The sequence below is a fragment of the Streptomyces sp. NPDC052225 genome (assembly GCF_040679615.1).
Lineage (GTDB): Bacteria > Actinomycetota > Actinomycetes > Streptomycetales > Streptomycetaceae > Streptomyces.
On sequence record NZ_JBFAVD010000046.1, the window covers coordinates 1 to 14,327 of the forward strand.

A 14,327-nucleotide genomic window follows, 5' to 3' on the forward strand; every position below is an offset into this window, starting at 1 on the left:
TCAACGCGCACAAGTCCGGCACCATCAAGGGCCTGTCCGCCGAGGTCGGCGGCTCCCTCACCTCCGGCGCCGCCATCTGCGAGATCAAGGACTGAGGCGAACGCCCGTCGCCCCCTCCCGGAGCGGGAGGGGGCGACGGGCGTTTCGTCGTACCCGGCTATGCCGTCACGTCCCGCCCGTGCAACGTCTCGTAGACGTCGCCCGCGTGGTAGTACGTGCGGCCCGAACGGTTCCGGCGGCGCCAGTGCTCGGTGCTGGCGCGGCGGTAGACGCTGCCCGACGGCATGTCCCACAGGCGGGATATGTCCGCCGCGGTCATCCAGCGCATCGCGGGCTCCTGGTCCGCCGGCTCGTCGGCGGGCGCGGGGGCCTTGGCCGCGGCCAGCCGGCGGCTGAGCTGGAGCCACTCGTGGCTCACCCAGCGGTGCGCCGCGTCGCCGCCGCAGATGATCGTGGCCGGCAGCTGGGGCCGCTCGGGCCGTACCAGGGCGGTCAGCGCGCCGGAGCAGCCGGGCTCGACGCACGCGCCCACCGCTATGCGCCGGGTCGTCATGGGGTCGATCACGCGGTGCGCCGTGCGCACCAGTTGGGCGATCTCGGCGCACACCTCACCGGCCGCGCTGTGCGCCGCGAGCCAGCCGGCGTGCCGGGTCAGGAACTGGACCAGCGGACCGACGGCCCGCCGTGGACCGGCCAGCGACCGCTCCTCGAGGACCAGGCTCGCCCAGGCGCTGAGCACCGAGAGGACCGACGTCCGCACCTCCGCGGCACGGAGGTTGAAGGGCATGCCGGGCAGCGGGCCGCCCGAGGTCTTCTCCCTGGCCGGCTCGCCGCCGCCGCCCGCGAGGTGCCGCGCGCACTCCTCGTACAGCTGCGGCAGCCGGTTCAGATCCCGCACCAGGCGCTCGTGGCAGTCCGGGCACAAGCGGGCGGCGGGTGCGGCCGGGCGCCGGGCCGAGCCGGCGGCCTCGCGCCGGACACAGCCGGCTCCCACACAGACGGTCGTCACCACGGACATTCGGAATACCCCCTGAGTCTCGGCGACCTCCGGTCGAAGTCGCCACGGACCCGGGAACCGTAATTTCGCGATTCTCCGCTCCGCAAGTGCCGGGGAATGTCACCTGTAGTACCTGACAGAATCCAATGAATTCCGGCGGTGTGCTGGCACACTTCTGACGCGAATTCACACCCCATAGCGGAACCGATTATTCCTGACGCTACCTGACCCGGATCTGACATGGGAATTATTGACCCGCGGGCCCGGAGCGAAGAAGCTATAGGGCATATTCCCTTGCCGTGCGCCCGTATTCTCCTCGCCCAAGGACGAAATGAGATCACCTCACGCCGGCACGCTCCAGTCCCTGTCCGTGCGCAACTTCCGGCTGTTCGCGGCGGGCCAGCTCGTCTCCGTCGCCGGGACCTGGATGATGGTCGTCGCCCAGGACTGGCTCGTGCTCTCCCTCACCGGCGATTCCGGCACCGCCCTGGGCGTCGTGACCGCCTTGCAGTTCGCGCCCTTGCTGCTGCTCACCCTGTACGCGGGCGGCCTCGCCGACCGGCACGACAAGCGCCGGCTGCTGATGGCCGCCAACGTCGCGTCGGGCGTCCTGTCGCTCCTGCTCGCCGTGCTCGTGCTGACCGGCACGGCGGGGCTGTGGCACATCTGCCTGTTCGCCCTCGGGCTCGGCATCGTCAACGCCGTCGAGGTGCCCACCCGGATGTCGTTCGTCAGCGAGCTCGTCGGCGGCGATCTGCTGCCCAACGCGTCCGCGCTCAGCGCTGCCTACTTCAACGTCGCCCGGGTGGCGGGTCCCGCCCTCGCGGGCCTGCTCATCGGGCGGTTCGGCACCGCCCCCGTGATGCTGCTCAACGCGGGCAGCTACCTGGCGACCGTCGCCGCCCTGCGCGCGATGCGCCCCGCGGAGCTGTACCGCTCGGCGCAACGTCCCGCGCGGGCCCGCGTCATGGACGGCGTACGGCACATGGCGGCCCGCCCCGACCTGCGGCACGCGATGGTCCTCGTGGCCGTCGTCGGCATGCTGGGCTTCAACTTCCAGCTCACGCTGCCGCTGCTCGCCAAGACCGAATTCCATGCGGGGGCGGCCGAGTTCGGGCTGCTCACCACCGCCTTCGCGGCCGGATCGCTGCTCGCGGCGTTCCTCACCACCCGCCGCCGCGGACGCCCGCCGGCCGCGGTCGTCGTCGGCGCCGCGCTCGCGGCCGGGGCCCTGGAGTGCGCGGCCGGACTCGCGCCCACGTATCTGTGGGCCGCCGTGCTGCTGTTCGGCACCGGTTGCGGCTGCCTGTACTTCGCGCAGGCCGCCAACCACCACATCCAACTGGGCACCGACCCCGCCTACCGGGGCCGGGTCATGGCCCTCTACACGCTCGTGTTCCAGGGGACCACCCCGCTCGGGGCGCTCGTCGTCGGCGTCCTCAGCGAGCGGTTCGGCGCACGCTCCGGGCTTCTCGCGGGCGGCGCCGCCACGCTGCTCGCCGCCTGCGCCGTGGCCGTCGCCCGGCTGCGCGCCCGCGGCCCCCGTCCCCGTACGCCCGATCCGATCCGCATCTCACCCGGAGGAACCCACGATGGCCATCTCGCAGACGAACCCCGTCCCGGTCCAGGCAGGATCGGCGGAGGAGCGCACCGACATCGTCCGGGCGGCCCGCGCCGTCTTCGCCCGTGAGGGCTGGACCCACACGAGCGTCCTCGACATCGCCCTGGAGTGCGGCCGCGACGAAGCCGCGGTCACGCACTACTTCAAGGACAAGGAGCACCTGCTGCTCGCCGTGCTCCTCGAAGGCGCGGCCGCCGTCGCCGCCTCGCTGACGACGATCGCCGAGGAGCATCTCGCCGAGATCGACGACCTGGACAAGGACCTGGTCGAGCTGGGCCGCGCCTGGCTCACGCCGCTGACGGTCTTCCCCGAGCACTTCGCGATCGTGCGGCACCTGGCCGCCGAGATCACCTCGTGGCCCGCCGGGGTCGTCGAGATGTGGCGCACCGCCGGGCCCCGGCAGGCCAACCGTGAGCTGGCCCGGCGCCTGGCCCGCGTCGCCGAACGCGGACTGCTGTCCTTCGAGGACCCGGAGCGCGCCGCCGAGCGCTTCATCCAGCTCGTCGCCGGCGGCGTCGTCCAGGCCTCCTTCCACGGGGCCCTGCCGCTGCCGGACTTCGAGCGCGACGCCCTCGTCACCGCGGGCGTCGCCGACTTCATCCGGCTGTACCGCCCCGGGGCCGAGGGCTGATCCCTCGTCCCCGTGCCCACGAACCGCGACCCATGGAGGTGGGGAACACCATGACCGCACCAGCCGCACCGCAGAACTCGGTCCAGGCCCGCGTCGACGAGCTGGCCGAGATCAAGGAGACGGCACGCTCGGGCCCCGACCCGGCGGCCACCGAACGCCAGCACGCCAAGGGCAAGCTGACCGCCCAGGAGCGGATCGCGCTGCTGCTCGACAAGGGCTCGTTCAACGAGGTGGAGCCGCTGCGGCGGCACCGGGCCAGCGGGTTCGGGCTCGAGGACAAGAGGCCGTACAGCGACGGCGTGGTGACCGGCTGGGGCACCGTCCACGGCCGCACCGTCTTCGTCTACGCGCACGACTTCCGCATCTTCGGCGGCGCGCTCGGCGAGGCCCATGCCCAGAAGATCCACAAGATCATGGACCTGGCCGAGGCCGCGGGCGCCCCGCTGGTCTCGCTCAACGACGGGGCCGGCGCCCGGATCCAGGAGGGCGTCACCGCGCTCGCCGGCTACGGCGGCATCTTCCAGCGCAACACCCGTTCCTCCGGGGTGATCCCGCAGATCTCCGTGATGCTCGGCCCGTGCGCGGGCGGCGCCGCCTACTCTCCCGCGCTCACGGACTTCGTGTTCATGGTCCGCGAGACCTCGCAGATGTTCATCACCGGGCCCGACGTCGTCAAGGCGGTCACCGGCGAGGAGATCAGCCAGAACGGTCTGGGCGGCGCCGACGTCCACTCGGCCGTCTCGGGCGTCTCGCACTTCGCGTACGACACGGAGGAGGAGTGCATCGAGGACGTCCGCTACCTGCTCTCGCTGCTGCCCGCCAACAACCGTGAACTGTCGCCGGTGGAGCGCTCGGGCGACCCCGTCGACCGGGTCAACGACGCGCTGCTCGACCTGGTCCCGGCCGGTGCCGGGCAGGCGTACGACATCCGCAAGGTGATCGAGGAGGTCGTCGACGACGGCGACTTCTTCGAGGTGCACCCGGCCTGGGCCACGAACATCGTCTGCGCCTTCGCCCGCCTGGACGGGCATGTCGTCGGCGTCGTCGCCAACCAGCCCGCCTCGATGGCCGGGGTGCTCGACATCGACGCGTCCGAGAAGGGCGCCCGCTTCGTGCAGTTCTGCGACGCGTTCAACATCCCGCTGATCACCCTGGTCGACGTGCCCGGCTTCCTGCCCGGCGTGGACCAGGAGCACAACGGCGTCATCCGCCGCGGCGCCAAGCTCCTCTACGCGTACTGCAACGCCACCGTGCCGCGCGTCTCACTGGTGCTGCGCAAGGCCTACGGCGGCGCGTACATCGTCATGGACTCCCGCTCCATCGGTGCCGACCTGGCCCTCGCCTGGCCGACGAACGAGATCGCGGTGATGGGAGCCGAAGGCGCGGCGGGCGTCATCTTCCGCCGGGAGATCAACGCCGCCGAAGACCCGGACGCCGTACGGGAACAGCGCATCGAGGAGTACAAGAGCGAGCTGATGCACCCCTACTACGCGGCGGAACGCGGACTGATCGACGACGTCATCGACCCGCGCGAGACCCGGGCGGTACTGATCCGTTCCCTCGCCATGCTGCGCGCCAAGCACGCGGACCTGCCCTCGCGCAAGCACGGCAACGCCCCGCAATGACCTGTAGTTTCTGCACGTGGATCTGTAGTGATTCCCCTTGAATACCGGGGAGTTGCCGAAGAAGATATATGTCAGAGTCCGGCGCTTTGTCACCGCATCCGGTGGATCGAAAGCGCGCTCCTTTTTCCGTCCGGTTCCGGCCCTCTTGCTGTCGAACCGTCGACGAGTCGTGAAACTCCGGTCCGCCGTACGGCTTTCCACTGGGAGAAGAATCGTATGCACAGCAATTTGATCGTGGCGCGAATGGACCCCGGAACGGCCGGCGACGTGGCCGATCTGTTCCGCGCGTTCGACGCCACCGAGATGCCGCACCGGATGGGTACGCGCCGCCGCCAGCTCTTCCACTACCGCGGCCTCTACTTCCACCTCCAGGACTTCGACACCGACAACGGTGGCGAGCAGATCGAGGAGGCGAAGACCGACCCGCGCTTCGTGCGGATCAGCGACGACCTGAAGCCGTTCATCGAGGCGTACGACCCGGCGACCTGGCGCTCGCCCGCCGATGCCATGGCGACCCGCTTCTACCACTGGGAGGGCCCGCGGTGACCGGCCGACGCGTAGTCATCACGGGACTTGAGGTCCTGGCCCCCGGAGGCGTCGGCCGCGACGCCTTCTGGTCGCTGCTGAGCGAGGGCCGCACCGCCACGCGCGGCATCACGTTCTTCGACCCGTCGCCGTTCCGCTCCCGGGTCGCCGCCGAGATCGACTTCGACGCCGAGGCCCACGGGCTGAGCCCGCAGGAGATCCGGCGGATGGACCGGGCCGGGCAGTTCGCCGTGGTCGCCGCCCGCGGCGCCGTCGCGGACAGCGGCCTCGACCTCACCGACCACGAACCGCACCGGGTCGGCGTCACCGTCGGCACGGCCGTCGGCGCCACCATGGGCCTCGACCAGGAGTACCGGGTCGTCAGCGACGGCGGCCGGCTGAACCTGGTCGACCACACGTACGCGGTCCCGCACCTGCACAACCACCTGGTACCCAGCTCGTTCGCCGCCGAAGTGGCCTGGGCCGTCGGCGCCGAGGGCGCCAACGCCGTGGTCTCCACCGGCTGTACGTCCGGCATCGACTCCATCGGCTACGCGGTCGAGCTGATCCGCGAGGGCTCCCTCGACGTGCTGGTCGCGGGCGCCACCGACGCCCCGATCTCGCCGATCACCATGGCGTGCTTCGACGCGATCCGGGCCACCACGCCCCGGCACGACGAACCGGAGCGCGCCTCACGGCCGTTCGACAGCACCCGCAACGGATTCGTCCTCGGCGAGGGCGCGGCCTTCTTCGTCCTGGAGGAACTGGAGAGCGCCCGCAAGCGCGGCGCCCGCATCTACGCGGAGATCGCCGGCTACGCCACCCGCTCCAACGCGTACCACATGACCGGTCTGCGCCCCGACGGCGCCGAGATGGCCGAGTCGATCCGCGTCGCGCTCGACGAGGCGCGGATGAACGGCCAGGAGATCGACTACATCAACGCGCACGGCTCCGGCACCAAGCAGAACGACCGCCACGAGACCGCCGCGTTCAAGCGGAGCCTCGGCGACCACGCGTACGCCACGCCGGTCAGCTCCATCAAGTCGATGGTCGGCCACTCGCTCGGCGCGATCGGCGCCATCGAGATCGCCGCCTCGACGCTGGCCATGACGCACCACGTGGTGCCGCCGACGGCCAACCTCCACACCCCTGACCCCGAATGCGATCTCGACTATGTGCCCGTCACCGCACGGGAGCACCGGACGGACGCCGTGCTGACCGTCGGCAGTGGCTTTGGAGGATTCCAGAGCGCGATGGTCCTCGCTCGGCCGGAAAGGACCGCCGCATGAGCACCTCTGTCGTGGTGACCGGCCTGGGTGTCGCCGCACCCAACGGGCTCGGCGCCGAGGAGTACTGGCAGGCCGCCCGCGTCGGCAAGAGCGGCATCGGGCGCATCACCCGCTTCGACCCCACGCAGTACCCGGCCCGGCTCGCCGGGGAGATCCACGGGTTCGAGGCCTCCGAGCACCTGCCCAGCAAGCTGCTGCCGCAGACGGACCGGATGACCCGCATCGCGCTCGTCGCCGCGGACTGGGCCCTGGCGGACGCCGGGGTGGACCCGGCGCAGCGGCCCGCCTTCGACATGGGTGTGGTCACCTCCAGCGCGTCCGGCGGCTTCGAGTTCGGCCAGCGCGAGCTGGAGCGGCTGTGGAGCCAGGGCAGCGAGTACGTCAGCGCGTACCAGTCGTTCGCCTGGTTCTACGCCGTCAACAGCGGCCAGATCTCCATCCGGCACGGCATGAAGGGCCCCAGCGGGGTCGTCGTGAGCGAGCAGGCCGGCGGCCTGGACTGCGTCGCGCAGGCGCGCCGCCAGATCCGCAAGGGCACACCGCTCGTCGTCACCGGATCCGTCGACGCCTCCCTGTGCCCGTGGGGCTGGGTGGCCCAGCTGACCAGCGGCCGGGTCACCACCGCGGACGACCCGGCCGACGCCTTCGTGCCCTTCGACGACCGGGCCTCGGGACACGTCCCGGGCGAGGGCGGTGCCCTTCTCGTCATGGAGCGCGAGGACGCGGCCAGGGCGCGTGGCGCCAAGGTGTACGGGGAGATCGCCGGCTACGGCGCGACGTTCGACCCGAAGCCGGGCAGCGGCCGTCCGCCCGCGCTGCGCAAGGCCATCGAGATCGCCCTGGCCGACGCCGGGGTCGGCGCCCGCGACGTGGACGTGGTCTTCGCCGACGGCGCCGCGGTGCCCGAACTCGACCGCATCGAGGCCGACGCGCTGAACGCGGTCTTCGGCCGCGAGCAGGTGCCCGTCACCGTCCCCAAGACGATGACCGGTTCGCTGTACTCGGCCGCGGGGGCGCTCGACCTGGCGACGGTCCTCCTCGCGATGGAGGAGGGCCTGATCCCGCCCACCATGAACTCCCGGCCCGCCGAGGCCTACGGCCTGGACCTCGTGGTCGGCCACCCCCGCACGCACGAGGTGCGCACCGCACTGGTGCTCGGCCGGGGCCTGGGCGGCTTCAACTCCGCGCTGGTCGTCCGCTCCGCCGACTGATCCCCGTAGCGCATTCACACCGGTCGGCAGGTCCGGCCGCACAGGAAAGGAACCATCATGGCCGAGCAGGCTTTCACCCTCGACGACCTGCGCCTCATCCTGATCGAGGCGGCAGGCGCCGACGACTCCTACCAGGTCGGCGGGGACATCCTCGACACCGACTTCGAGCAGCTGGGCTACGAGTCGCTGGCCCTCCTGGAGACCGGCGGGCGCATAGAGCGCGAGTACCACATCTCCCTCGACGAGGAGATCCTCAGCATCGCCAACACGCCGCGCATGCTGATCGACGCCGTCAACAACAGCCTCGCCGCGCTGATCTGACGATCCGTCACCGACTCGTACCTTCTGTCATCCACCCGCCGGGTGGTGCCGCGCGCACCACCCGGCGGGCCCGTTTTCCCTCCCACTGGAGACGTCCCCCATGTCAGATCAGCAGCAGCGGACCGCCCTGGTCACCGGAGCCACCAGCGGCATCGGTCTCGCCGTCGCCCGGCTCCTGGCCGAGCAGGGTCACCAGGTGTTCATCGGCGCGCGCAGCGCCGACGACGTCGCGGCGACCGTGAAGGAGCTCCAGGCCGAGGGCCTGGCCGTGGCCGGTGCGACGCTCGACGTGCGCGACGCGGACGGCGTCCGCGACTTCGTGCAGGCGGCCGTCGACACCTTCGGCGCCGGCATCGACGTACTGGTCAACAACGCCGGCCGCAGCGGCGGCGGTGTCACCGCGGACATCACCGACGAGCTGTGGCACGACGTCATCGACACCAACCTCAACAGCGTCTTCCGGGTGACCCGCGAGGTGCTCAACACCGGCGGCATGCGCCACAAGGACCGCGGCCGGATCATCAACATCGCCTCCACCGCGGGCAAGCAGGGCGTCGTGCTCGGCGCCCCCTACTCGGCGTCCAAGCACGGTGTCGTCGGCTTCACCAAGGCGCTCGGCAACGAGCTCGCGCCCACCGGCATCACCGTCAACGCGGTCTGCCCGGGGTACGTCGAGACGCCGATGGCGCAGCGCGTGCGCCAGGGCTACGCGGCCGCCTACGACACCAGCGAGGACGCCATCCTCGAGAAGTTCCAGGCGAAGATCCCGCTCGGCCGCTACTCGACGCCCGAGGAGGTCGCGGGTCTGGTCGGCTACCTCGCCTCCGACACCGCGGCGTCCATCACCGCGCAGGCGCTCAACGTCTGCGGCGGACTCGGCAACTTCTAAGGTCCCAAGGAGAGCTGACCATGACCATCCGTGAGGTCGAGCACGAGATCACCGCGGCCGCACCGGCCGAGACGGTGTTCCGGCTGATCGCCGAAGTGGAGAACTGGCCGCGGATCTTCCCGCCCACCATCCACGTCGAGCACGCCGAGCGCGGCGCGAACGAGGAACGCATCCAGATCTGGGCCACCGCCAACGGCGAGCCCAAGAACTGGACGTCGCACCGCACCCTGGACCCGGAGAACCTGCGCATCACCTTCCGCCAGGAGGTGTCCACGCCGCCGGTCGCGTCCATGGGCGGCACCTGGATCATCGAGCCGGTCTCCGGCACCGAGTCGCGGATCCGGCTGTTGCACGACTACCGCGCCATCGACGACGACCCGAAGAGCCTCGCGTGGATCGACGAGGCCGTCGACCGCAACTCGCGCTCCGAACTGGCGGCGCTGCGCACCAACGTCGAGCGCGTGCACGCCGAGACGGAGGCGGAACTGACGTTCTCCTTCGAGGACTCCGTCGAGATCGCCGGCGCGGCCAAGGACGTCTACGACTTCATCAACGAGGCGAACCTGTGGTCCGAGCGGCTGCCGCACGTGGCCACCGTCCGGCTCGACGAGGACGCCCCGGGCCTGCAGACCCTGGAGATGGACACCCGCGCCAAGGACGGCTCCGTGCACACCACGAAGTCGTACCGGGTGACCTTCCCGCACCACAGGATCGCCTACAAGCAGGTCACGCTGCCCGCGCTGATGACGCTGCACACCGGCTACTGGACGTTCGCCGAGACCGACACCGGTGTCACGGCGTCCTCGCAGCACACGGTGACGATCAACACCGAGAACATCGCCCGGATCCTCGGCGAGGACGCCACCGTCGCCGACGCCCGCGCGTACGTGCACACCGCGCTCAGCACCAACAGCCTGGCGACGCTGGGCCACGCCAAGGCCTATGCCGAGGCCCGGCGCTGAACCGCGTGCGCCCGCGCGGTCGCTGATCCCGGTCCTGCGCGAGCCGCCGAGGCTCTCGCTGTGGCTGCTGCGCCCGCCGTCCGCGGACAGCCCGGCGGCGGCCCGGCTCGCGGTGCGCGAGCTGGACGCCGCGGAGCTGCGGCGGGCGGAGCTGTTCGTCCGGCCCACGGACCGGGTGCAGTACCTGTCGGCGCACATCGCACTGCGCCGCGTCCTCGCGGAGGCCACCGGGTACCCGCCCGACCGGCTGGTCCTCGGCCGGGAGACCGTCACGGCACGCCCGTACCGCACGAGCCGGCCCGTGCTGCTCGACCCGCCCCTGCCGGTCCACTTCTCGCTCTCGCACAGCCACGGGCTCGTGCTGATCGGCACGGCGGCCTCGGTCGTGGGCGTGGACGTGCAGCGCACGCCGACGACCGAGTCGGTGCAGGTCGTCGGGCCCGCCCTGCACCGGGCGGAGTGGCGGGAGCTGAGGGCCTTTCCCGAGGACCGCAGACCCGACTTCTTCGCGCAGCTGTGGACCCGCAAAGAGGCGTATCTCAAGGGACTCGGCACCGGGCTCGCCCGCAGTCCCGCCCGTGACTACCTGGGCGCCGCGCCCTGGCCCGGCGCCCCGCAGGGACCGGCCGGCTGGATCGTGCGCAATGTGCCGGCCGGACCGCACCACGCCGCCGCGGCAGCGCTGTTCGCCTCCGCGGAGCCGATCGTCACGCTGCGGTCCCTGCCCGCGGCGTGTCTGTACGACGACGCGGCGGGGCTGCCGCTGTCCGCGGCTCCGCTACTGGCTTTGAGGAGGAAAGGTTCATGGACGCTTCGGTGGTCGTTGTGGGAGCGGGACCCGCCGGGCTGATGCTCGCCGGGGAACTGCGCCTGGCAGGGATCGACGTCACGGTGCTCGAACGGCACCCCGAGCGCACCGGCGAGTCCCGGGGCATCGGGCTGACGATCGGCACGATGGAGGTCTTCGACCAGCGCGCACTGCTGCGCAGGATCGGGGAGTACGAGACCAGCGGGATGGGCCACTTCGGTGGCGTGCCGCTGGACATGAGCGTCCTCGGCGCCTTCCACGAGGCCGCGAAGACGGTGCCGCAGTCGGTGACCGAGCAGGCGCTCGAGGCCTGGGCCGGTGAACTCGGCGCCGACATCCGCCGCGGGCACGAGTTCGTCTCGTACGAGGACGACGGCGCCGGCGGCGAAGGCGTCACGGTCACCGTGCGCGGCCCCGGGGGCGAGCACACGCTGCGCGCCCGCTATCTCGTCGGCTGCGACGGCGGACGCAGCGCGGTCCGCAAGGCGGCCGGGTTCGACTTCCCGGGCACGGCCGCCACCACCGAGATGCTCCTGGCCGACCTGCGCGGCGTCGAACTGGAGCCGCGGATGACCGGCGAGCACATCGAGGGCGGCTTCGTGATGGTCGCCAAGCTGGCCGGCGGCATCCACCGGATCATCGTCGGCGAGCACGGCGTGCCCCCGCGAAAGCGCACAGGGCCGCCGGAGTTCGCCGAGGTCGCCGACGTGTGGAAGCGGCTCACCGGCATCGACGTCTCGCACGCCGAACCGGTCTGGGTCAGCGCCTTCGGCAACGCCGCGCGGCAGGTCACCGAGTACCGGCGCGGCCGCGTCCTGCTGGCGGGCGACTCCGCCCACGTCCATCTGCCGGCCGGCGGCCAGGGCATGAACACCAGCGTCCAGGACGCCCACAACCTGGGCTGGAAGCTGGCCGCGGTGCTGCGCGGCGACGCCCCCGAGGAACTGCTCGACACGTACCACTCCGAGCGCCACGAGGTGGGCCGCGCGCTGCTCGCCAACACCCGCGCGCAGAGCCTGCTGATCCTCGGCGGCGAGGAGTCCGCACCGCTGCGCGACGTCCTGGCCGAACTGGTCCGACTGCCCGGCGCCGCACGGCACTTGGCGGCCAAGGTCAGCGGCCTCGACATCCGCTACGACGTCGGCGGCGGCACCAGCCCGCTGCTCGGCCGGCGCCTGCCGCACCTGCCGGTGACGGTGGGGGAGCGCCGCACCAGCAGCACCGAACTGCTGCGCACCGGCCGCGGCGTGCTCCTCGACCTGGAGGACAACGCCGTGCTGCGCCGCCGCGCCCGGCCGTGGCGGGGCCGCGTCGACATCGTCACCGCGACCCCGGACCCGCTGCCCGCCGACGGCCCGCTCGCCGGCACCGCCGCCGTCCTGCTGCGCCCCGACGGCTGTGTCGCCTGGGCCGCGCCCGGCAGCCACCGCGACCTCGGCTCCTCGCTGAGCCGCTGGTTCGGTCCCGCCCACGGGGCGCGCCGGTGACCCGCGCCGATGTGGTGATCGTCGGCGCGGGCCCGGTCGGCCTGTTCCTCGCGGCCGAACTGCGGGCGGGCGGCGCGGGAGTCGTCGTACTGGAGCGAAGGACCGAGCCCACCGGCGAGTCACGGGCGTCCGTCCTGCACGCGCGGACCATGGAGATCTTCGCCGACCGGGGCTTTCTGCCCCGGCTCGGCGAGCTGCCCCCGGTCGGACCCGGCCACTTCGGCGGCCTGCGCCTCGACCTCGCCGAGGCCGACCCCGAGCATCCCCACGCGGGCCAGTGGGAGTGCCTCCAGCACCACCTGGAGACCGAACTCCAGTCCTACGCCGAGGAGTTGGGCGCCGAGATCCGGCGCGGCCACACGGTGACCGGGCTGCGCGGCGACACCGACGGCGTGCGCGTCGAGGTGCGCGGGCCCGGCACCGCGTACACCCTCGAGGCCGGCTACCTGGTCGGCTGCGACGGCGAGGACAGCACGGTGCGCGAGCTCGGCGGATTCACCTGCGCCGGGCACGACGCCGACAAGGTGATGCTGCGCGCCGACATCACCGGCATCGAGATCGCCGACCGGCGCCTCGAACGCTTCCCCGGCGGCATCGCCACCGCCTACCGCAGGCCCGACGGCACCACCCGTCTGATGGTCCACCGGTTCGGTGAACAGCCCTCCGGCGAGGTGACCTTCGAACAGGTCGCCGCCTCCTGGGCCGCCGTCACCGGAGAGGACATCGGGCACGGCGAGGCCCGCTGGCTGAACCGCTTCGGCACCGTTTCCCAGCAGGCCACCGAGTACCGGCGCGGCCGCCTGCTGCTGGCCGGCGACGCCGCGCACCGCCAGATGCCGGTCGGCGGGCAGGCCGTCAACCTCGGGCTGCACGACGCGGCGAACCTCGGCTGGAAGCTGGCCCGGGTCGCCACCGGCGCCGCTTCCCCCGCACTGCTCGACACCTACCACGCCGAACGGCATCGGGCCGGGGCGCGCACGCTGGCCAACATCGACGCGCAGGCCCGGCTGCTGTTCGGCACCGACGACGTGCTCGCGCTGCGCGACGTCTTCGGCGAACTCCTGGAGCAGGCGCCCGTGCGCCGCCACCTCGCCCGCATGATCAGCGGCCTCGACGTGACCGAACAGCCGCGCCAGGAACCGCACTTCGTGCCCCCGCACACCCATCAACCCGGAAGGTCAACCGTGGACAGGCTCACCGACAAGACGGCCCTCGTGACCGGTTCGAGTCGCGGCATCGGCAGGGCGACCGCCATCCGGCTCGCCCGCGAGGGCGCCCTGGTCGCCGTGCACTACACCGCCAACGAGCAGGCCGCCGACGACACCGTCGAGCTGATCGAGAAGGAGGGCGGCAGCGCCTTCACCGTGCGCGCCGAACTCGGCGTCCCCGGCGACGTGCACGAGCTCTTCCTCGGCCTGGAGCGCGGCCTGAAGGAGCGCACCGGCGACACCCGCCTCGACATCCTCGTCAACAACGCGGCCGTCACGTCGACGGGTTCGGCGCCCGAGGACCTCACGCCCGAGGAGTTCGACCGCTCCTTCGCCGTCAACGCGAAGGCGCCCTACTTCATCGTGCAGCGCGCCCTCGGCCAGATGCCCAGCGGCGGCCGCATCATCAACCTCACCACCGGCGTCACCCGCACCTCGGTGCCCGACCAGGTCGCGTACGCCATGACCAAGGGCGCCATCGAGCAGCTCACCTTCCAGCTGGCCCGGATCATCGCGCCGCGCGGCATCACCATCAACAGCGTCGCCCCCGGCATCACCGACAACGGCGGCGCCATCTTCGACAACCCGCAGGCCGTCGAGGCGATGGCGAAGTTCTCCGCCTTCAACCGGGTCGGCCAGGCCGGCGACGTCGCCGACGTCATCACCTTCCTCGCCACGGACGAGGCCCGCTGGATCACCGGCGCCTTCATCGACGCCACCGGCGGCACCCTCCTCGGCTGAGCCACGGCCGCC

The 14,327-nt window shown here is 71.9% G+C and carries 13 protein-coding genes; 12 read left to right on the forward strand and 1 reads right to left on the reverse strand.

What is annotated here, in order from left to right; genetic code table 11:
• Nucleotides 1–157 precede the first annotated feature (157 nt).
• The gene (locus AB0L37_RS36890) at nucleotides 158–1,018 is read right to left on the reverse strand and encodes a hypothetical protein (protein ID WP_365516014.1); all 861 of its coding nucleotides are present in this window, start codon (nucleotides 1,016–1,018) and stop codon (nucleotides 158–160) included.
• A gap of 310 nt (nucleotides 1,019–1,328) precedes the next feature.
• Between AB0L37_RS36890 and AB0L37_RS36895 the strand changes: the two genes are divergently transcribed.
• From AB0L37_RS36895 to AB0L37_RS36950, 12 genes are all read left to right on the forward strand, one after another.
• The gene (locus AB0L37_RS36895) at nucleotides 1,329–2,687 is read left to right on the forward strand and encodes an MFS transporter (RefSeq protein ID WP_365516017.1); all 1,359 of its coding nucleotides are present in this window, start codon (nucleotides 1,329–1,331) and stop codon (nucleotides 2,685–2,687) included.
• On the forward strand, nucleotides 2,590–3,249 hold the full coding sequence (locus AB0L37_RS36900; RefSeq protein WP_365516020.1) for a TetR/AcrR family transcriptional regulator: 660 nt from the start codon (nucleotides 2,590–2,592) through the stop codon (nucleotides 3,247–3,249). Before AB0L37_RS36895 ends, AB0L37_RS36900 begins: the two co-directional genes overlap by 98 nt.
• A gap of 50 nt (nucleotides 3,250–3,299) precedes the next feature.
• Nucleotides 3,300–4,874, forward strand: coding sequence for an acyl-CoA carboxylase subunit beta (locus tag AB0L37_RS36905; RefSeq protein ID WP_365516024.1), 1,575 nt, complete (start codon nucleotides 3,300–3,302; stop codon nucleotides 4,872–4,874).
• A gap of 216 nt (nucleotides 4,875–5,090) precedes the next feature.
• Nucleotides 5,091–5,420: a TcmI family type II polyketide cyclase gene (locus AB0L37_RS36910; RefSeq protein WP_365516027.1), complete on the forward strand. Its 330-nt coding sequence runs from the start codon at nucleotides 5,091–5,093 to the stop codon at nucleotides 5,418–5,420.
• On the forward strand, nucleotides 5,417–6,688 hold the full coding sequence (locus AB0L37_RS36915; protein ID WP_365516029.1) for a beta-ketoacyl-[acyl-carrier-protein] synthase family protein: 1,272 nt from the start codon (nucleotides 5,417–5,419) through the stop codon (nucleotides 6,686–6,688). The genes AB0L37_RS36910 and AB0L37_RS36915 overlap by 4 nt, the downstream gene beginning before the upstream one ends.
• Nucleotides 6,685–7,899 (forward strand): ketosynthase chain-length factor, encoded by a 1,215-nt coding sequence (locus AB0L37_RS36920; RefSeq protein WP_365516032.1) that lies wholly within the window; start codon nucleotides 6,685–6,687, stop codon nucleotides 7,897–7,899. The genes AB0L37_RS36915 and AB0L37_RS36920 overlap by 4 nt, the downstream gene beginning before the upstream one ends.
• 57 nt (nucleotides 7,900–7,956) lie before the next feature.
• The gene (locus AB0L37_RS36925; RefSeq protein ID WP_365516035.1) at nucleotides 7,957–8,220 is read left to right on the forward strand and encodes an acyl carrier protein; all 264 of its coding nucleotides are present in this window, start codon (nucleotides 7,957–7,959) and stop codon (nucleotides 8,218–8,220) included.
• Between the two features lie 100 nt (nucleotides 8,221–8,320).
• Nucleotides 8,321–9,109 carry a 3-oxoacyl-ACP reductase FabG gene (fabG, locus tag AB0L37_RS36930; RefSeq protein ID WP_365516038.1) on the forward strand — a complete coding sequence of 263 codons (789 nt, stop codon included), beginning with the start codon at nucleotides 8,321–8,323 and terminating at the stop codon, nucleotides 9,107–9,109.
• A gap of 20 nt (nucleotides 9,110–9,129) precedes the next feature.
• Nucleotides 9,130–10,071 carry an aromatase/cyclase gene (locus tag AB0L37_RS36935; RefSeq protein WP_365516041.1) on the forward strand — a complete coding sequence of 314 codons (942 nt, stop codon included), beginning with the start codon at nucleotides 9,130–9,132 and terminating at the stop codon, nucleotides 10,069–10,071.
• Entirely contained in the window at nucleotides 10,052–10,921 is an 870-nt protein-coding gene (locus AB0L37_RS36940; protein WP_365516044.1) for a 4'-phosphopantetheinyl transferase superfamily protein, read from the forward strand. The genes AB0L37_RS36935 and AB0L37_RS36940 overlap by 20 nt, the downstream gene beginning before the upstream one ends.
• Nucleotides 10,876–12,366: an FAD-dependent monooxygenase gene (locus tag AB0L37_RS36945; protein ID WP_365516047.1), complete on the forward strand. Its 1,491-nt coding sequence runs from the start codon at nucleotides 10,876–10,878 to the stop codon at nucleotides 12,364–12,366. The genes AB0L37_RS36940 and AB0L37_RS36945 overlap by 46 nt, the downstream gene beginning before the upstream one ends.
• Nucleotides 12,363–14,315 (forward strand): SDR family oxidoreductase, encoded by a 1,953-nt coding sequence (locus AB0L37_RS36950; protein ID WP_365516050.1) that lies wholly within the window; start codon nucleotides 12,363–12,365, stop codon nucleotides 14,313–14,315. The genes AB0L37_RS36945 and AB0L37_RS36950 overlap by 4 nt, the downstream gene beginning before the upstream one ends.
• Nucleotides 14,316–14,327 lie beyond the last annotated feature (12 nt).